This window comes from Thermomonospora sp. CIF 1 (assembly GCF_001896795.1).
Taxonomy (GTDB): Bacteria; Actinomycetota; Actinomycetes; order Streptosporangiales; family Streptosporangiaceae; genus Thermomonospora; species Thermomonospora curvata.
In genome coordinates, this window is sequence record NZ_MOYN02000002.1 from 106,524 (window position 1) to 124,780 (window position 18,257).

13 protein-coding genes, 1 tRNA gene and 1 pseudogene are annotated in these 18,257 nt (G+C 72.8%); 12 read left to right on the top strand and 3 right to left on the bottom strand.

Annotated features, from left to right (window positions below; all coding sequences use genetic code 11):
• Positions 1–150: 150 nt before the first annotated feature.
• Positions 151–891, top strand: a pseudogene (gene mptB / locus BUE48_RS24585) (polyprenol phosphomannose-dependent alpha 1,6 mannosyltransferase MptB); the annotation flags it as partial.
• A 511-nt stretch (positions 892–1,402) separates the two neighbouring features.
• Here the strand turns inward: mptB and BUE48_RS00595 are convergent.
• Positions 1,403–3,589, bottom strand: coding sequence for a hypothetical protein (locus BUE48_RS00595; protein ID WP_286988295.1), 2,187 nt, complete (start codon positions 3,587–3,589; stop codon positions 1,403–1,405).
• A 194-nt stretch (positions 3,590–3,783) separates the two neighbouring features.
• On the opposite strand from BUE48_RS00595, the gene BUE48_RS00600 reads away from it, so the two are divergent.
• From BUE48_RS00600 to BUE48_RS00635, 8 genes are all read left to right on the top strand, one after another.
• Positions 3,784–5,073 carry a glycosyltransferase 87 family protein gene (locus BUE48_RS00600; protein ID WP_012850510.1) on the top strand — a complete coding sequence of 430 codons (1,290 nt, stop codon included), beginning with the start codon at positions 3,784–3,786 and terminating at the stop codon, positions 5,071–5,073.
• Positions 5,070–5,525, top strand: coding sequence for a DUF4446 family protein (locus tag BUE48_RS00605; protein WP_012850511.1), 456 nt, complete (start codon positions 5,070–5,072; stop codon positions 5,523–5,525). Before BUE48_RS00600 ends, BUE48_RS00605 begins: the two co-directional genes overlap by 4 nt.
• A gap of 381 nt (positions 5,526–5,906) precedes the next feature.
• Positions 5,907–6,746: a prephenate dehydratase gene (gene pheA, locus BUE48_RS00610; RefSeq protein ID WP_286988297.1), complete on the top strand. Its 840-nt coding sequence runs from the start codon at positions 5,907–5,909 to the stop codon at positions 6,744–6,746.
• Positions 6,747–6,890: 144 nt separating this feature from the next.
• A complete protein-coding gene (locus tag BUE48_RS00615) occupies positions 6,891–8,309 on the top strand; it encodes a hypothetical protein (protein WP_286988299.1) in 1,419 nt (472 codons plus the stop codon).
• Between the two features lie 138 nt (positions 8,310–8,447).
• Positions 8,448–9,704: a serine--tRNA ligase gene (serS, locus tag BUE48_RS00620; protein ID WP_012850514.1), complete on the top strand. Its 1,257-nt coding sequence runs from the start codon at positions 8,448–8,450 to the stop codon at positions 9,702–9,704.
• Positions 9,705–9,856: 152 nt separating this feature from the next.
• Positions 9,857–10,318: a hypothetical protein gene (locus BUE48_RS00625; protein WP_012850515.1), complete on the top strand. Its 462-nt coding sequence runs from the start codon at positions 9,857–9,859 to the stop codon at positions 10,316–10,318.
• Positions 10,315–10,629, top strand: coding sequence for a transcriptional regulator (locus BUE48_RS00630; RefSeq protein WP_012850516.1), 315 nt, complete (start codon positions 10,315–10,317; stop codon positions 10,627–10,629). The genes BUE48_RS00625 and BUE48_RS00630 overlap by 4 nt, the downstream gene beginning before the upstream one ends.
• 473 nt (positions 10,630–11,102) lie before the next feature.
• Complete coding sequence (locus tag BUE48_RS00635) at positions 11,103–11,933, top strand: Cof-type HAD-IIB family hydrolase (RefSeq protein ID WP_041439141.1); 831 nt, start codon at positions 11,103–11,105, stop codon at positions 11,931–11,933.
• A gap of 172 nt (positions 11,934–12,105) precedes the next feature.
• On the opposite strand, the gene BUE48_RS00640 is transcribed toward BUE48_RS00635, so the two are convergent.
• Complete coding sequence (locus BUE48_RS00640; RefSeq protein WP_012850518.1) at positions 12,106–12,669, bottom strand: bacterial proteasome activator family protein; 564 nt, start codon at positions 12,667–12,669, stop codon at positions 12,106–12,108.
• A gap of 532 nt (positions 12,670–13,201) precedes the next feature.
• On the opposite strand from BUE48_RS00640, the gene BUE48_RS00645 reads away from it, so the two are divergent.
• Both BUE48_RS00645 and BUE48_RS00650 read left to right on the top strand, forming a co-directional pair.
• A complete protein-coding gene (locus BUE48_RS00645; protein WP_286988303.1) occupies positions 13,202–15,199 on the top strand; it encodes a nucleotide-binding protein in 1,998 nt (665 codons plus the stop codon).
• A 79-nt stretch (positions 15,200–15,278) separates the two neighbouring features.
• Positions 15,279–15,367: transfer RNA gene (locus tag BUE48_RS00650), tRNA-Ser, on the top strand.
• Between the two features lie 110 nt (positions 15,368–15,477).
• On the opposite strand, the gene BUE48_RS00655 is transcribed toward BUE48_RS00650, so the two are convergent.
• Complete coding sequence (locus BUE48_RS00655; protein ID WP_012850520.1) at positions 15,478–16,515, bottom strand: serine/threonine-protein kinase; 1,038 nt, start codon at positions 16,513–16,515, stop codon at positions 15,478–15,480.
• 282 nt (positions 16,516–16,797) lie between these two features.
• Here BUE48_RS00655 and BUE48_RS00660 point away from each other — a divergent pair, with 282 nt between their 5' ends.
• The gene (locus tag BUE48_RS00660; RefSeq protein ID WP_286988304.1) at positions 16,798–18,153 is read left to right on the top strand and encodes a PAS domain-containing protein; all 1,356 of its coding nucleotides are present in this window, start codon (positions 16,798–16,800) and stop codon (positions 18,151–18,153) included.
• Positions 18,154–18,257: the final 104 nt, after the last annotated feature.

Here is an 18,257-nt window from a genome sequence, read left to right on the forward strand (position 1 = left end):
GCCATGAACACCGGTGACACCAGGCGGGACGGACACGCCACGGGCACCCGCCCGGCGGATGGGACGCACAAGATGGGAACGGCCGGGCTGGCCGGGATCGGGATCTCCCTGGCCTGCTTTCTGCTGACGGCGCTGCTCGGCCCGTCCGCCATGCAGCCGGCGCTGCCCGGCGAGCGTGGGCAGCCGCCGTACTCGCTGGATGCGGCAGCCCCCCCGCACCTGGTGATCGGGCTGGTCGCCGCCGGAGTGCTGGCCGGCGCGGCCGGGCTGGGACTGTGCCTGCACGCCGTGCGCCGGGGCTGGCGGTGCTCGCCGCGCCCGCTGCTGGCCGCCGGGCTGCTGGCGGCGGCGGCACTGGCGCTGATGCCGCCGATCGGCTCGGCCGACCACCTCAACTACGCCGCCTACGGACGGATGGCCGTCACCGGCCACGACCCCTACGGCACCCGCGCGGCCGATCTGCCCGGCGACCCGATCGCCGACGCCGTGCAGGAATGGCGCCACGTCCCCTCGGTGTACGGGCCGGTCGCCACCGCGCAGGAGGCGCTGGCGTCCTGGATCGGCGGCGAGTCGGTCCGGCTGACGGTGTTCGCGCTGTCGGTCACCAACGCGCTGGCGTTCGCGCTCACCGGCTGGATCCTGCACCGGGCCTGCCGCACCCCGCTGGGGCGGCTGCGCGCCGCCCTGCTGTGGACGTGCAACCCGCTGCTGCTGTACCACCTGGTCGGCGGCGCCCACAACGACGCGCTGGCGATCGCGGCGGCGGCCGGGGCGCTGGCGGTCTTCGCCGGGACGTCGCATCCGGCGCGGCGGGCGGTGGCGGCCGGGGCGCTGGCGGGCCTGGCCGCCGCGATCAAGTTCCCCGCGGCGGTGGTGGGCGGCGGACCGGCCTGGGCGATGCTGCGCCGCCGCGCCGCCGGCCGGCTCCTCCTGCTGGGCGCGGGCGCCGCCGCGGTCGCCCTGCTGGCTTATGCGGCGGCCGGAGACCAGGCCTTCGACCAGGTCAGGCGGGCCGCCAACGCGGTGTCGCTGGCCAGCCCCTGGCATCTGGTGGACGTGGCGCTGGGAGTGGGCCGGCACCGGATGCTCATCCGGATCGGCTCGCTGGCGCTGCTGGCCGCCTTGATCTGGCTGCTGGTGCGCGCCCTGCCCCGCGACGCAGAGCGCGACCCGGACGCGGCCGAGGGCCTGGTGGTGGCGGCGGCGCTGGCGCTGGCCTGGCTGCTGACCGCCACCTACGTGCTGCCCTGGTACGACGGGCTCGGCTGGGCGGTGCTGGCGCTGCTGCCCTGGTCGCGGTTCGACTGGGCGCTGCTGGCGCACACCACCGCGCTCAGCCTGGCCTACCTGCCGGCCCGCGACCCCGCCCTGATCGGCCTGCCGGACGAGCTGGGCTGGCTGGTCACGGTGCTGCGTTCGGACGTGGTTCCCTGGCTGCTGACGGGGCTGCTGCTGTGGGTGGCGGTGACGGCGCTCCGCCGTCCGGCTCATCCAGCTCCAGCGCCCGCACACTCGCCGCCAGCGTCAGCGGGACCGCCAGGCTGAAGGCCACCGCCGGGACCACCACCCCCGAGTCGTTGACCAGCATCCCGACGATGGCCAGCGTCAGCGCCGCCATCAGCGCCGGGCGCAGCGCCGGGCCGCGCCGGTAGGCCCGCTGCAGCAGCGCCGCCCGCCACCGCAGCGGCCTGGCCAGCACGAAGTACAGAAAGCACAGCGCCCCCAGCGCCGCCACCGTGAACGGCCAGTAGCCCAGGCTGCGCAGCATCGCCTCCGCCTTGCGCGCGATGACCTCCCCGGCCTGCCCGCTCACCAGGTCGTCCCAGAACCGTCCCAGGTGGGAGGGGTCGGCGCGGCGGGCGTCGAGGAACGAGATCGCCAGCACCAGCGCGGCCCCGGCCAGGCAGCACACCGCCAGCCACAGCGGCGAGACCCGCCGTCCGGCCACCAGCAGCCCCAGCACCGCGAACGCCGGGACCATCGCGATCACGCCGCCGAAGTCGCTGCCCCACCCCGGCCAGCCGTCGATCGCCACCGCCACCACGGCCAGTGCCGCCACCACGGCGAGCGCGGCCGTGCGCCGCCCCTTGCGCAGCGGACGCTCGGCCAGCCAGGCCGCCGACAGCAGCGCCGCCACCGCGAACAATGCGAACGCCTGGTTGCCGAACCCGTAGAAGCGGCCCGCCACCAGCGCCGTGTAACCCATCAGCGCGTTGAGCTGCAGGTGCGAGCCGGTCAGCACGTCCACGCCCAGCACCAGCGCGGTGACGGCGGCGATGACCAGCCCGCCGCCCACCGGCGAGCGCCGCCACGGCCCGGCCAGCGCCAGCGCGGTGAGCGCCGCCATCCACGCCGTCACGCTGCAGATCAGCAGCGGCAGCGGATGCTCCGAGCGCCACCACGGCAGCAGGTTGGCCAGGAACGAGGCCACCGGCGCCGCCGCCCCCGCCAGCGCGACCACCCGGGTCCCCGCCAGGATCCGCCGTCGCGTCAGCGCCGGGGCCGATGCGGGCGCTCCCGCCCAGCGGCGGCGCAGCGCCACCGTCGCCAGCCCGTACAGCAGCAGCTGCCCGCCGAACAGCACGATGAAGAACGCCGGCTGCACCCGGCGGATCGCCTGGGCGGCGACGTCCTCATCGTCGAGGTCGTGGACCTTGGCGGCGGCCGGGGCGTCGGTCGGCTCGGCCCGCCAGCGCGACCCGATCGCCTGCTTGGGCTGCGGCAGGCCCAGCGCCCCCAGCGCGGTCGCCGTCAGGTCGGTCAGCGTGACCAGGCCGTCCTGCCGGGTGGCGGCGGAGGTCAGCAGGGCGGGGCCGAAACCGGGACCGGTGGCCAGCGCGACGTGCAGGTGGGGCGTGGTGCCGCTGTCCGACAGGCCCGCCACCAGCACGGTCGCATCGTCGGGCAGCGCCTTCAGCACCGCCGCCAGCTGCCGGTCGGCCGCCGTGGCCGCCGCCGCCCGGCTGCGCCGGCTCACCGGGATCGGCACGCCGTCGGCGTCCACCCCGGCCCTGATGTGGGCGCGGTGCACGGCGTCGATCTCCACCATCGTCAGCGCGCAGCCCGACCAGTCCGCGGCGGGCACCCGCGCGGGGGACGGCGCGTACCGGTCCACCCGGCCGCTTGCGTCGGCCGCCCCGAGCACCGCGCCCGGGCCGACCGCCATCGTGCATCCGCCGGCCCGGTGCACGGCGTCCCCCAGCAGGCCGAGCTGAGCCTTGTAGGAGGTGGCCGCGTTGTCGGCGACGAGCCGGGACCAGTCGCGGACGCTCGCCGAGGAGCCGGAGACCAGCGGGGTGGGCGCCAGCGCGCACTCGCTGTGGGGGAAGCGGGCGCGCTGTCCCGCCGACACGGTCAGCCACCCGTCGGCGGGGCAGGTGTTCCCCCGGGTGGTGCGGACGCTCAGCGCCCCGGCGGCCCCCTCCCGGGTCAGCCGCCACAGCGTGGGGGTGCCGTGCTCGCTGACGTCGCTCCAGCGCAGCCCGGGGATCCCGATCACCGCCACGCGCCCGTTCACCTGGGCGTGCGCGGCGGCCGGGAACGCCAAGGCGACCGCCATGACGAGCGTCAGCAGGGCGCACAGGGACACCGCACCGCCCCTGCCGCCGGAAAGTCTCCTCCCGCGCTGCGCCAACCCGGGCACCTCCATCGTCGGAATCCGTCCCAGGCTAGTCAGCGTGCGGCCCGCCCATGCCGGTCGCCGTACCCTGCTGTGCCGTCGGGAGGACAATGAGCCTTTTCCGGCAAGGTTCATCACGGCGGCGACGAGACGGGCGCGTGGGCATGGGCGGACGAAGCGGCAGGACGGGCGGATCAGCGGCCGATCTGGCGATCCTGCTGGCCGGGGTGGCGCTCGCCGCGGCGGCGATCGCCCCGATCGCGGTGCACTGGCTGACCAACCCCCCCGACCAGCGGCTGGTGGACCTGGAGGTCTACCGGGCCGGCGGGGAGGCCGTGCTGCGGGGGGCGTCGGTGTACGACATGCTCACTCCGCCGCCGCAGCTGCTGCCGTTCACCTACCCGCCGTTCGCGGCGCTGCTGGCGGCGCCGCTGGCGCTGCTGCCCTGGCCGGTGGCGCAGGTGGTGTGGGTGACCGCCATCTACCTGGCGCTGGGTGTGGCGGTCTGGTACTCCTTCCGCCCGCTGCTGGTGCGGGCCGGACGGTACGCTCCGCTGGCGGCCGGGGCGCTGGTGGGGGCGCTGGCCCACCTGCAGCCGGTGCACGACCAGACCCGCTTCGGCCAGGTGGGGGTGTTCCTGCTGGTCATGTGCGTGGCCGACTGCCTGTCGCCGGCCCCCCGCTGGCCGCGCGGGATGCTGGTCGGCCTGGCCACCGCGATCAAGCTGGTGCCCGGGGTCTTCCTGATCTACCTGCTGCTGACCGGGCGGCGGGAGGCCGCCTGGAACGCGGTGCTCACCGCCGCCGCCGCCACGCTGGCCGCTTTCGCGCTGCTGCCGGCCGACTCCATCGACTTTTGGTTCGACGCGGTGCTCAACAACGACCGGGTCGGCGCCAACAACGCCACCACCAACCAGTCGATCAACGGCATGCTGCTGCGGCTGTACTGGCCGGACGCGGTGACCAAGGCGCTGTGGCTAGTCTGCCTGGCGCTGATGGCCTGGATCGGTTTCCGGCTGGCCCGCCGCGCCTCCCAGGCCGCCGCGCGGCTGGACGGGGCGTCCGCATACGGCCTGGAGCTGGCCGGGATCGCCATCACCGGGCTGCTTTCGGTGCTGCTGTCGCCGGTGGGGTGGGTGCACCACCTGGTGTGGATCGTCCCGGTCCTCGGCGCCCTGGTGGGCGACGGGCGGGACCTGCGGCGGTGCCTGGTGGCCGCGGGTGTGGCCGTCTTCTTCGCCTTCCGCATCCCCTGGTGGGGGACGCGGCTCATCGGCGAGGGCCACAGCGCCCTGGAGCGCTTCACCGGACGCGTCGTGCAGGACGCCTTCGGCCTGGCCGCCATCGCGTTGGTGGTGCTCTTGGGTCACTGGTTGGTCAACCGCGTTCAAGGACAATCTGACCGGAGGGTTCCTTCTCCTGACCAGCCGGAGGTCGGTACCCTCACACCGTGATTCTTGTCGCACTGGCCATAGCGGGCATGGTGTCGGGGGTGGCCGGCCTGACGATCGCGGTGGTCGCCCACAACCGGGCCAACCAGGTCGTTCAGGAGTGCGCGGACATGCTCCGCAGACACCTGCAGTCCGTCAATGGGCCAGTGGACGGCCAGGCGCTGCGCGACCTGGCGGTCGTGCACTACGACGCGCTCAAGGAGATGTCCGGCCGCCGCTCGTTCTCGCTGGCGCTGATCAACTCGCTCGGCGACGGGGTGGTCCTCAGCTCCATCAACGGCCGCACCGAGACCCGCACCTACGCCAAGGTGGTCCGCGGCGGGCGCAGCCTGGAGGTGCTGTCGCCGGAGGAGGACCAGGCGCTGCGCGGCGCCCGGCTCGGCAAGGGCCCGGTGGTGAGCATGGACGACCCGCTGCCGGACTTCGGCGGCAACACCACCTCGGCCCGTACCTGATCTTTCGCCCGCCGGCGATGTCGCCGAGCCCGCGCCGGGACGTGCGGGCGACGACGTAAACTCGGGTCTGCTGAATCCACTGTCGTCTCACGGTCGTCGCGTGCACTCTCCGCCTCGGCGGAAGGAGCCCGCCGGACCAGTGGGCCTTTTTTGCGGCCCGCACTCCCGAGAACCTCAGGCGGCCGCCCGGGGAGGCGGCTCGGCGTCGCCTCGCGCCGCCGGCCGCGGGGCCCTTGCGCGCCGTCTTCGGGAGGGACGGGCCTGAGAAGGGTTCATCGGTGAAGGTCGTCGCCGCCGCGACGGGGCGGTCCCGGGCGGCGAGACCGGGACGGGTTCGGACGCTCCCGGCGAAGGCCGCCGGGCTCGCTGAAAGGTTCACGGATGCGTTACGCCTATCTCGGTCCCCAGGGCACGTTCACCGAGGCCGCGCTGCACGCCGTCCCGGAGGCCAAGGACGCCGAGCACGTCCCCTACAGCACCGTCCCGGCCGCGCTGGACGCGCTGCGGCGCGGCGAGGTGGACGCCGCGGTGGTCGCGCTGGAGAACTCGGTGGAGGGCTCGGTCCCCACCACCTTGGACGAGCTGGCCACCGGCCAGCCGCTGCAGATCGTCGGCGAGGTGCAGCTGCCGGTCTCGTTCGCGCTGCTGGTGCGGCCGGGCACCGACTTCGCCGACATCAAGACCGTCGCCTCGCACCCGCACGCCCAGCCGCAGTGCCGCCGCTGGCTGGCCGCGCACATCCCGGACGCCGAGTGGCGGGCGGCCACCTCCAACGCCGAGGCCGCCCAGATGGTGGCCGACGGGCACTACGACGCCGCACTGGCCGGGGCGTTCGCCGCCGCCCGCTACGGGTTGTCGGTGCTGGCCGAGGACATCCACGACGTGCCGGATGCGGTGACCCGTTTCGTGGTGCTGCGCCGCCCCTGCCCGCCGCCGGAGCCCACCGGCATGGACCGCACCAGCGTGGTCGCCTTCATCGGCGAGGACCACCCGGGCGCCCTGCTGGAGATCCTGACCGAGTTCGCGGTGCGGGGCATCAACCTGACCTTGATCCAGTCCCGTCCCACCGGCACCGGGCTGGGCTCGTACCGGTTCTGGATGGACTTCGAAGGCCACGTGGCCGAAAAGCGGGTCGGTGAGGCGCTGATGGGGTTGCGCCGGATCTGCGCCGATGTGCGTTTCCTGGGCTCCTACATGCGGGCTGACCGGATCCGGCCATGATCATTGGGTCATACTGGCGGTCCTTGATCATCTTTGTGGATTCGCCGGATGCCGTCTTTGCGGGCGTGTCCGCACCGTGATCGCCGCGGTTTCCCGTCCCTTTGAGTCGTCGGCGCATCCCGGTCCGGTCGGTACGGAGTTCGCATGCGCAGACTGCTGATCGCGCCGGTGGCCGCGGCCGCCCTGGTCGCCGGATCGCCGTCGGTGCCGGGGCCCCTTCCCGGGATCGCGATGGCCGCAGCCGACGAGGTGAAGCCGGCCGTCACGAAGTTCACCGAGTTCCAGGTCACCCCCACGGAGGTCGACGCCGCGGACGGGCTGGTGAGGTTCTCGGGCAGGCTGGTCCATCTGGACGCCGACGGCGCGGAACGCCCCGTGGCGGGGGTTCCGCTGCTGCTCAGCTACGGGGTTCCCGAAGAGGAGCTGGTCACCGACTCCGACGGCCGCTTCGCGGGAAGCGTCTATGTGCATCACTCCAGCGTCTCCCTCCACGTCCGGTATCAGCGGACGGCCGACAGCCCCTATCGCAACGCGGTGAGCCCTTCGGTGCCGGTCACCGTGACGGGCAGTGCCGAAACCCGGCTCTCCATTCGGGTGACTCCCGGCGACAAGATCTTCGCCCAGGACACCGCCCAGGTCAGCGGGAAGGCGGAATGGCGGCGCGTGACCGGCCAGTGGCTCCCGCTGAAGGGGCACACCGTCCGGGTGATGTGCGGGACCGACGGACAGAGCGTGCGCACCGCGCTCGATGGGACTTACGCGATCCCCTTCACGGTCCGCCGGCGGTGCAACTTCTACGTCCACTACCCGTCCCACGAGCCGCAGACGCTGCTGTCGTCGACGGCTTCTGCACGGCCCACGCCGGAGGTACATGTCCGCACCCGCTTTGCGGACGTCGAATGGCCCCGTGCGGTGGAGCGCGGCAAGAGAATCCTGGTCACCGGTTACCTCTACGGGAACGAGGATGCCGGATTCAGCCCCGTCCGCGGCGCGCGGGTGAGGCTGGAGTTCTCTCCCGACGGGCGGCGGTGGAAGCACGCCGGTGATTCGCCGGTCAGCGAGGAGTCGCATTTCGAGCTGTCCGCCCTCGCCCCCGGCAAGGGCTACTGGCGGATTCGCACCCTCCAGGTGCCCTCCTACTGCACCTCTCCGGGAGTCCTCCGGAGCGCCCTCATACCGGTCAAGGACCGCACCCGGTTCACCGGGTTCAACGCCTCTCCCGAGCCGGTCCGCAAGGGCGCGGCCATCACCGTCAAGGGCACGCTTCAGCGCCGGACTCCGGCGGGCGTCTGGAAGGCGTTCGGCAAACGCGCGGTGACGATCGAGTTCCGGCCCAAGGGCTCTGGCACCTGGCGCCGGCTGCGCACGGTGAAGACGAACGCCAAGGGCCGCGTGCTGACCAGGTTCAAGGCCGTCCGGGACGGCTACTGGCGGCTGTCGTTTGCGGAGGCGCCGCTCTTCTTCGGCAGCAGGAGCGCCGCGGACACGACCGTGCGCCGGATACGCGAAGAGGCGAGCGGCGGACGCCGGTCCGGCAGGCACGGGCCGGCGTCCGTGTCCTGATCGCCGAGGTCAGGGCCGTGGCACCCGGCCGGGCGGGGAGACGGCGCGGGCACGGGCTTTGCCGGTCCGTGGCCTCCGGCCGCCCGCAGGGCCGATATCGGGGGCGGGGGGCGGCGGCGGACCGGTAGCCTCGGGTTTGTGATTGACCTGCGAGCTCTTCGAGAGGACCCCGAGCGGCTGCGCGCCTCGCAGCGCGCCCGCGGTGAGGACGAGGCCGTCGTCGACCGGCTGATCGATCTGGACGAGCGGCGCCGGGCCGCGTTGTCGCAGTTCGAGAAGCTGCGGGCCGAGCAGAAGAGTTTCGGCAAGTCGGTCTCCAAGGCCAAGGGGGAGGAGCGGCAGGCCCTGCTGGAGCGGGCCAAGGAACTGGCCCGCCAGGTCAAGGAAGCCGAGGCCGAAGCCGACCGGCTGCAAGAGGAGCTGAACGAGGTTCTGCGCGGCGTCCCCAACATCATCGAAGAGGGCGCCCCGCCCGGCGGCGAGCAGGACTTCGTGGTGCTCGAGCACGTCGGCGAGCCGCCGACCTTCGACTTTGAGCCCCGCGACCACCTGGAGCTGGGCGAGCTGCTGGGCGCCATCGACACCGAGCGCGGCGCCAAGGTCTCCGGGGCCCGCTTCTACTACCTGACCGGGGTGGGGGCGCGGCTGCAGCTGGCCCTGCTGAATCTGGCCATGGAGCAGGCGATCGAGGCCGGGTTCTTCCCGATGTACCCGCCGGTGCTGGTCAAGCCGGAGGCGATGGAGGGCACCGGGTTCCTGGGCGCCCACGCCTCGGAGGTCTACCGGCTGGAGGCCGACGACCTGTACCTGGTGGGCACCTCGGAGGTGCCGCTGGCCGCCTACCACATGAACGAGATCATCGACGATCTGCCCCGGCGTTATGTGGCCTGGTCGTCCTGCTTCCGCCGGGAGGCCGGCTCCTACGGCAAGGACACCCGCGGCATCATCCGCGTCCACCAGTTCGACAAGGTCGAGATGTTCTCCTACTGCACGCTGGAGGACTCTCACGCCGAGCACCTGCGGCTGCTGGAGTGGGAGAAGCAGATGCTGGCCAAGGTCGAGCTGCCGTACCGGGTGATCGATGTGGCGGCCGGCGACCTGGGCGCCAGCGCGGCCCGCAAGTACGACTGCGAGGCGTGGCTGCCCTCCCAGAACACCTACCGGGAGGTCACCTCGACCTCCAACTGCACCGACTTCCAGGCCCGCCGCCTGGCGGTGCGGCACCGCGGGGAGGACGGCAAGCCCCGCCCGGTGGCCACTTTGAACGGCACGCTGGCCACCACCCGCTGGATCGTCGCCATTTTGGAGAACCACCAGCAGGCCGACGGCTCGGTCCGCGTCCCCAAGGCCCTGCAGCGCCACCTGGGCCTGGAGGTCCTCGAGCCGGTGCGCTGACCGCGCTCGTCCCTCAGCCACCCGAACGCCGGGTCCCGCAACCGCGGGACCCGGCGTTCGGCGTTCCCGGCCGTTCGCGGGCCACCCTGGCTCTTTCCGTGATGGCAAGTCGTGACTTGACGACTTGGAAAGTCACTGCTTTACTTTCCACCATGGAAAGGCAAGAGTTCACGCAGGGGGCGCTGCCCTCTCCGCAGGAGGCCCGGGCCGCGCTGGAGGCGGTGGAGCAGGCTCGGGAGTCGGTGAAGACCACCCAGTGGCCGATGTGGTACTTCGTCGCCCTCGGGGTGTGGGTGGCCCCGCTCGGGCTGCTGTCGCGGATGCCGACCGACTTCCCCCGGGTGCTGGTGGCGCTGGTGGCGCTGATGGCGTGGATGGGGCTGTTCAGCGCCATCGTCGCGCTCGGCGCCAGGAAGACCGGTGTGGTGCCCTCCTTCTCCCGCGAGCAGGTGGTGCACATCGCCGCGATCCTGGTGCCGGTCGCCGTCATCGCCGCGCTGATCGGCTGGAAGGCCGGGACGGACTGGGCGCTGCCGTCCTTCAGCGCGCTGGAGGGAGCCATGATCGTCCTGTACGCCCTGTGGGTGCGGCACCGGAGCGCTCGGTCGGCATGACCACTGCGGAAAAGTCCATCGAGGGCTTCAACCCGGTGATCCACGCCCCCAACCGGCTGCGCATCTGCGCCCTGCTCAGCGCCGCCGACCAGGCCGAGTTCGCCTTCGTCCAAGACAAGCTGGGCGTCAGCGCCTCCGTGCTCAGCAAGCACGTCAGCGTGCTGATGGACGCCGGGTACGTCAAGCAGACCAGGGCCGTCCGCGACACCCGCCAGCGGGTGTGGCTGTCCCTGACGAAGGAGGGCCGCGCCGCCTACAAGGCCCATGTCGCGGCCCTCCAGGCCATCGTCAGCGGCGAGCTGGACGCCTGAGGCCGCGCGCGGAGGGAGGGCCGTCCCGCCGCGCGCGCCTCCGTGGGATCGCGGCCGAGGCCCATGCCGGTGCTCGTCTCCGGCGGCCTCCCCGATGCGTGGGACGGTCCCTAAGGAAGGGGGCGTCCCGGAGAAATGCGGCGATGGCCCGCCCGCGCGGGCCGGTGACCTGCCGCGTCCGCGCCCGCCTTGGCGGTTCTTCCCCTCGGCGGTGAATCGGCCTGCGGCTCTCCGGGGCCCGCCGGCCGGTATTCGCGGTGTCGGACCTGTGTGAGACGGTGACGTTGTTCGTTTCAGTGATGGATCGGCTTACGGTTTATGCGCGGTATATCGGTGCGGTTTGTACCGGTATGCGGCGAAGTGGCGGCAGATATGGCAGAAAGTGACTGATCGCGGCATCATGGTGGGTCCGCTGCCCGGAAGGCCGGGCGTGAGGGGAGCGGGACGTGTACGCAGGAGCGGGGGAGGACGGCTTGGCTGAGCGGAAGGCACCGCCCCGGCTGGTCGCCACCGATCTGGACGGCACCCTCGTGCGCTCCGACGGCACCATCTCCGCGCGCACCGTCCAGGCGCTGGCCCGGGTGGAACGCGCCGGCTCCACGCTGGTCATGGTCACCGGACGGCCGCCGCGGTGGATGCGGGACGCCGCCGCCGCCGTCGACCACCGCGGCATCGCCATCTGCGCCAACGGGGCGGTGCTGTACGACCTGCACACCGAGACCGTGCTGCGCACCCGCCTGATCGAGGCCGAGGTGGTCGACGAGGTGGTGCGGCGGCTGCGCGAGGCCGCCCCGGAGTTCCGCTTCGCCGTCGAGTACACCGACGGGTTCGTCTATGAGGCCAGCTACGACCTCGGCCGCTGGGACCTCGAGGCGCTGGGCGGCCGTCCGGTGGGCGAACGGGAACTGGTCAGCCGGGGCGGCATCAAACTGCTGGCCTTCCACCCCGGCGCCGACCCCGACCGGCTGGCCGAGGAGACCCGCAAGGCCGTGGGGGACCTGGTCACCGTGACCCACTCCTCCGGCCGGGGGCTGATGGAGATGAGCGCCCACGGCGTCACCAAGGCCAGCGCCCTGGCGGAGCTGTGCGCCGAGCGGGGGGTGGCCGCCGCCGACGTGGTCGCCTTCGGTGACATGCCCAACGACCTGCCGATGCTCACCTGGGCCGGCACTTCCTACGGCGTCGCCAACGGCCACCCCGACGTGCTGTCGGCGGTCACCCACACCATCGGGCGCAACGACGACGACGGCGTCGCCAAGGTCCTGGAGCAGCTCTTCCCCGCCACCGGCGCCGACGTTCGATGAAACCCTCTCGGCCCGCACTCCCGGGAGCCTCAGGCGGGAGCCCTGACGACGGGGAGCCCCTGCCGCCCCGAGCCGCACCGCTGCTCCCGGCTGCGGCGCTCCCGCGTGCTCGGCGGCGCGGGAGCGGCCGGCTGCAGAGGGTTTCAGCGGGGACGCCGCCGGGCGGGAGCGCTCACAGGTAGGGGCCGGAGGCGTGACCGGAGCGGTGCTTGTGCTCCTCGTCGCCGCGGGACTGGGCCGCGCCGGAGGACAGGGCGCCGGCCGGCAGCGCGCGCCGCATCTGCTCCAGCTGGGCGCGGGCGGCCATCTGCTGGGCGAACAAGGTGGTCTGGATCCCGTGGAACAGGCCCTCCAGCCAGCCCACCAGCTGGGCCTGGGCGATGCGCAGCTCGGCCTCGCTGGGGACCTCCTCCTCGGCGAACGGCAGCGACAGCCGCTCCAGCTCCTCCACCAGCTCGGGGGCGAGCCCTTCCTTGATCTCCTTGATCGAGGAGGCGTGGATCTCCTTGAGCCTGGCCCGGCTGGCCTCATCCAGCGGCGCCGACTTGACCTCCTCCAGGAGCTGCCGGATCATCCCGCCGATCCGCATCACCTTGGCGGGCTGCTCGACCATCTCGGTGACGGGGCGCTCTTCCTCCCCGGAGTCGTTGGAACCCCCCTCCACCGCGATGCCGTTCGGCCCGACCACGAGAACCTGGGGATTCTGCTCTGATGCGTTGCTTCGGGGCTCGTTCATAGTGTCTCCAGTTTCACATGCCGGGTCACCGGCCCGACCCCCTACGGTAGGGGTGGTCTTGCCGGTACGGCCGCCGTCCGCCAGAATTTGGTGGTTTCGGAGTGTTCGTCCGTCGGTGGGGTCCGGCCGGCGGCAAGGCCGGCGTGCGCACCGCCGCCCGTCCCGTGCGGCGGGACGGGGTCATGGGACCCCGCGGCGCCGATCCGGGCAGGTGCGATCCGGCCCGCCTGCCGCTTTGCGGGCCGGCCGTCATGAGCCGCTCGTCCTCCAACATCTCCACCCTACGTGCCGGACGCCCGGCTCGATCGGTGTCGCCGACCACACCGGAAAGGGCGTCCGCCGGGTGCCGTTTCGGGATTTCGGTGACGGCAGAAGAACCAGAGGCGCATGAGAAGCGGACAGGCCGGATGCATCCCCACGGATCAGCGCTTTCGGGGTGCGTTCACGGCATTGGAGGAGTATCACGTGCCTTAGGCTGCTGACGACCTGTTCTTGACCGATCGCGCGGGGACATGTCCGGAGGGGAGAAGCGGTGGCGAAGAACGATCCTGACCGTCGTTCCCTCGAAGAACAGCTGGCCTCCCTGGATGCCATGAGCAGAGAACAGGGCGGTTCCCCTTCCTCCGAGCAGGGGGCCCCGTCCGCCGCGCCGGCCGAGCAGGCCTCCGAGTTCCCCGCCAACCCCTGGCCGGCGTCCCCGCCGCCGCTTCCGGCCCAGCCCGGGCCGATGGGGTATGCGCCGCCCCTGCCCCCGGACAACGGGCCGCCGTCGTTCGCCCCGCCCCCGCCGCCTCCTCCCCTGACCGCGTTCGCCCCCTACGGCGGCGAGCCCGCCGCCCAGCAGCCGGGCGACATGCCGCCGGAGTACGGCTCCGGGCCGCACTCCGCTGGGGACGGGCAGCACCAGGGCGCACCGCCCTATGCGGCCCCGCCCGCCTATGCGGACCCGTCGCCCCAAGGCGAGCAGGCCCCGGCGGACTCCCCGCAAGCCGAGGCCGCTCCCGCCCACCCGCAGGGCTATCCGGGGCAGCCGATTCAAGACGGCCAGCTCCCGCCGCACGCCTACCAGAGCCCGCCGTCGCCGGACGGACCGCCTGCGCCGCCCTTTTACCCGGGGCTGCCGCTTCCGGACGCCGCTTCGCCGGGCGCGCCCTCGCAGAACCAGCCGTTCCCGGGCGACCCGTCCGCCTATCAGGGACAGGCGTATCAGGACGCCGCGGCTTCATCGGGGGCGCCCGCCGCGCAGGACCAGTCGTTCTCCGGCGATCCATCCGCTTACCAGGGCCAGCCGCAGCAGGACGCCGTCTCCCCCATGGGGACTCCCGCCGCGCAGGATCAATCGTTCTCCGGCGACCCGTCCGCTTACCAGGGCCAGCCGCAGCAGGACGCCGCTTCGCCGGCAGGGGCTCCGCAGGGCCAGGCGTTCCCCGACGGATCGGCGGCGCCCGGCGCTCCTCCCGCTTACCAGGGCCGGCCCTACCCGGGGCCGCCGCAGCCCTATCCGCCGGCGCACTACGGTTCGCCCGCACCGCAGCAGGGGCCGCCGCTGGCACCGCTGCCGCCGCTTCAGGAGGTGCCGCAGCGTCCGCCCACGGCCCCGCCGACCTCAGAGAGCCTGAGCGCCGAGACCCTGCTGCGCGAGCGCAAGACCGCGCCGTCCGGCGGCTGGCGCAGGATGATCTTCAAGGCGACCGGCGGCGCGATCCGCCCCGGCGAGTCGGCCGCCGAGCGGCGCCGCCGGGAGCTCATCGCCCGGGCCCGCACCCCCGTGGTCGGCGGCCACCACCGGGTCGCGGTGATGTCCCTCAAGGGCGGCGTCGGCAAGACCACCACCACGGTGGGGCTCGGCGCCACGCTGGCCTCGCTCCGCGGCGACCGGGTGATCGCGGTGGACGCCAACCCCGACCGCGGCACGCTGTCGGACAAGGTCCGCCTGGAGACCGACGCGACCGTGCGGGACCTGCTCAACGAGCGCGACCAGATCCAGCGGTACGCCGACGTGCGCGCCTTCACCTCCCAGGCCCCCTCCCGGCTGGAGGTGCTGGCCTCCGACCGCGACCCGGCGGTCAGCGAGGCGTTCAGCGCCGAGGACTACCGGGCGGTCGCCGAGGTGCTGGAGCAGTTCTATTCGATCTGCATCACCGACTGCGGCACCGGCCTGCTGCACTCGGCGATGGCCGGGGTGCTGAGCCTGGCCGACCAGCTGGTGCTGGTCAGCTCCCCGTCGGTGGACGGCGCCCGCTCGGCCAGCGCCACCTTGGACTGGCTGGACGCCCACGGCCACGGCGACCTGGTGCGCAGCGGTGTGGTGGTGCTGTCGATGGTGCGCGCCCGCTCCAAGAGCAGCGTCGACCTGGACAAGCTCCAAGAGCACTTCGAAAGCCGCTGCCGGGCGGTGGTGCGCGTCCCCTACGACGACCACCTGGAGGAGGGCGCCGAGGTGGACCTCGATCAGCTCTCCCCCGCCTGCCAGGACGCGTATCTGCAGCTCGCCGCCATCGTGGCGGACGGCTTCGCCTGGCCCCGCTGAGCGCGCGCCGCACGCCCGCGGAAAAAGGGCCGCGCGAGCACGCCGCGCGTCCCGCTATCGTGGTGCCTACCGATGGCATGGAGAGTTCGCATAGTGGACTAGTGCAGGCGCCTTGAAAGCGCCCAGGGCTGGGGACAGTCCTCGTGGGTTCGAATCCCACACTCTCCGCTCGGTACCAGGGGCAGTGGCGTCCGGGCCGCTGCCCCTTAGTCGTGTTTTCCGAGCGTCCCGGTCTCACCGCTTCCGGGATGCCGCCCGCGGTGCGCCGGGGTGACCGCTCAGGTGGTCCCGTCGGTTCTTCGCCGCCTCCGCGCCGGCGGCTGGAGCGCCTGACGGGGAACCGGTCCGGACGCCGCACGCGGATGCTCCCGTCCCGCATCCGACCTCCCCGCGATCAAGGCCGCGGCCTTGGCGAGGGCCTGCCGTCCGGTGTGTGCGGGGGCCCCGCGTCCGGCGCGGGCGGGGCCGGGACGGCGGGCGTGCCGGGCCGGGGCGATGGCCTGGTGGAGCAGCGCGGCGGTCTGGGCCGCGGTGAGCCGGTCGGCGGCGTCCCGGCGCATCAGCCCGGTGATGACCGGGGCCAGCGGGCCGGCGTGGACCGGGTAGGGCGGCTCGCAGGTCAAGACGGCGTGGCGGGCGGCGCCGGCGCCGGCCGCCGGGTAGGGCCGGTGCCCCTCCACCGCGTAAAACAGCGTGGCGCCCAGCGACCACAGGTCGGAGGCGGGGACGGCGGGTTCGCCGCGCGCCCGCTCCGGGGCGGTGTAGGAGGGCGCCCCCAGGACGGGGACGGAACCGGCGGGGACCGGCTCGTCCGCGCGGGCGGCGATCCCGAAGTCGGTGAGGACGGCCCGGTCCCGGCCGCCCAGCGTGCCGATCAGGACGTTGGCGGGTTTGACGTCCCGGTGGAGGATCCCGGCGGCGTGCGCGGCCTGCAACGCCCCCAGGATCTGCAGGCCGATGCGGGCGGCCCGGTGCGGGGGCAGCGGCCCGTCTCGTTTGACCAGGGAACTGAGCGCCCGGCCGTTGATCAGCTCCATGATGAGCCAGGGACGGCCGTCGTGCTCGGCCACGTCGTAGACGGTGATGGCGGCCGGGTGCGCGACCCGCGCCGCCGACCTGGCCTCGCGCAGGGTGCGCCGGCGCCGTTCGGCCAGGCGGGCCGGGTCGGCCCGGACGGGCGGGAGGGGCTCCTTGGCGGCCACGTCGCGGCGCAGCCGTTCGTCGTGGGCCCGCCAGACCACGCCGCAGCCGCCGCGGCCGATCTCGGCGATGAGGCGGTACCGCCCGGCGATCAGCGCACCCGGGAGCTCGGTCATACCGCGACCATATATTTTAATTGAAATCCAAAATGTTACTCGTGAGTTCGTTTGACCGAACCGGCTCACTCTCCTGTGGGGGCGGCGGGCGGCGGGGGCCGGTGGCCGTCCCCGGGGCGGTCCGGTGATTTGGCATATCTCACACCCTTGGCATATCTCACACTCGCCGAGGTGGCCGCCCGCATTATTTTTGATCTAGATTTTACAAGTAGCTACTTGTTTTTCGTGAATTTTTCCTGCCCGCCGGCGTCCTGCTGTGCGCATCGTGAATGGAGATGGTCGGTGAGTGCCCCCACATTGACGGAAAGTGACATCCGCTCGGGCGTACTAGGGCTACAGGAGCTGTTCTTCTCGACCACCGACCGGCGCGGTGTGATCCGGCAGGGCAACTCCGTGTTCGCCCGGGTCTCCGGATACTCGCTGGAGGAACTCGTCGGGGCGCCGCACAACATCGTCCGCCACCCCGACATGCCCGGCGGGGCCTTCCGCCTGATCTGGGACCGGCTGCAGGCCGGCCGCGCGGTCGGCGCCTACGTGCGCAACCAGACCAAGACCGGCGGCTCCTACTGGGTGTACGCGACGATCAGCCCGCTCCACGACGGCTACATCTCCGTCCGGATGGTCCCGGACGGGCCGATGTTCGCGCTGGCCAAGCAGATCTACGCGCAGGCGGTCGAGGTCGAGCGCGAGGCGATGCGCACGCATGGGGCCGGCCGCCGCGAGGCCGCCCTGGTCGGGATGAGGACCATCGAAACCCTGCTGCAGCAGCACGGCTTCGGCTCCTACGACGAGTTCATGCTCGACACGCTGCCGGCCGAACTCTCCTCCAAGAGCCACCTGCTGTCGCTGGCCCACGCCCGGCCCGGCGCGCACGGCCCGGTCGCCGAGGTCCTGGAGGGCAGCAGGGCGCTGGACCGGCTGCTGGGCGACCTCATCGGCCGGCTGGCCCAGTACCAGAACCTCAGCGAGGAGTTCGCCCGCACCTCGGCGCACGCGCTTGAGATCGCCCATCGGTTGGATCGTTCCGTGCAGGACGCCCAGCACGCCTCGGACGTGGTCGCCGACTCCGCCCCGGTGCTGGCGAACGTGGCCCGCGTGATGGCCCTGCCCATGCACGATGCGGTGAACGCGCTGGAGCGGCTGCAGGCCTCCCTGGGCCGGCTGCGCTCGGACGTGGCGGAGCTGCGTTTCAAGATCTCGCTGGCCGGCCTGTACAACCACATGGCCGCCGCGTTCGCCGCCGAGGTCGTCGACGGCGCCGCGCCCGCCGACGCGCTGAGCGCGGTGCCGCTGCTGTGCGACGCCAGCCGCATCGGCGTGCTGGAGATGTCCGCGCAGGTGCAGCAGGTCAACGACGCGCTGCACGACATCGCCGCGCTGGTGCGGGAGGCGGCCGGGCTGCTGGGGGACTTCCGCCGCTTCCTCGGCCAGTGGCGCATCCTGGTGATGCGGCACCGGGTCGGCGAGGCCGTCCGCGACAAGCTGCAGCGCATCGACGCGGAGATCGCCGCCAGCTGGGAGTGGATGCAGACGCTCAACTCCCTGGGCCAGGAGTACGAGTCGGCCGTGGTCCCCTTCGACGCCGAGCTGCTGCAGGGCCACCTGGCCAGGATCCAGGCCACCCTGGTCGCCGCTTGAAACGATCCAGACCGGACCTTTTTCAGCACCTGGCCCCGGGCGCCGCGGGTGGGAGCATCGAGGGCGTTCGGCACTGTGACGTTCCAGATCACGGCATCGTCCCC

What these genes read in the sequence shown, in the direction of transcription:
- BUE48_RS00600 (WP_012850510.1), top strand. Translation starts at nt 3,784, where the DNA reads ATGGGCGGACGAAGCGGCAGGACGGGCGGATCAGCGGCCGATCTGGCG.
- pheA (WP_286988297.1), top strand. Translation starts at nt 5,907, where the DNA reads ATGCGTTACGCCTATCTCGGTCCCCAGGGCACGTTCACCGAGGCCGCG.
- BUE48_RS00615 (WP_286988299.1), top strand. Translation starts at nt 6,891, where the DNA reads ATGCGCAGACTGCTGATCGCGCCGGTGGCCGCGGCCGCCCTGGTCGCC.
- BUE48_RS00625 (WP_012850515.1), top strand. Translation starts at nt 9,857, where the DNA reads ATGGAAAGGCAAGAGTTCACGCAGGGGGCGCTGCCCTCTCCGCAGGAG.
- BUE48_RS00630 (WP_012850516.1), top strand. Translation starts at nt 10,315, where the DNA reads ATGACCACTGCGGAAAAGTCCATCGAGGGCTTCAACCCGGTGATCCAC.
- BUE48_RS00640 (WP_012850518.1), bottom strand. Translation starts at nt 12,669, where the DNA reads ATGAACGAGCCCCGAAGCAACGCATCAGAGCAGAATCCCCAGGTTCTC.
- BUE48_RS00655 (WP_012850520.1), bottom strand. Translation starts at nt 16,515, where the DNA reads ATGACCGAGCTCCCGGGTGCGCTGATCGCCGGGCGGTACCGCCTCATC.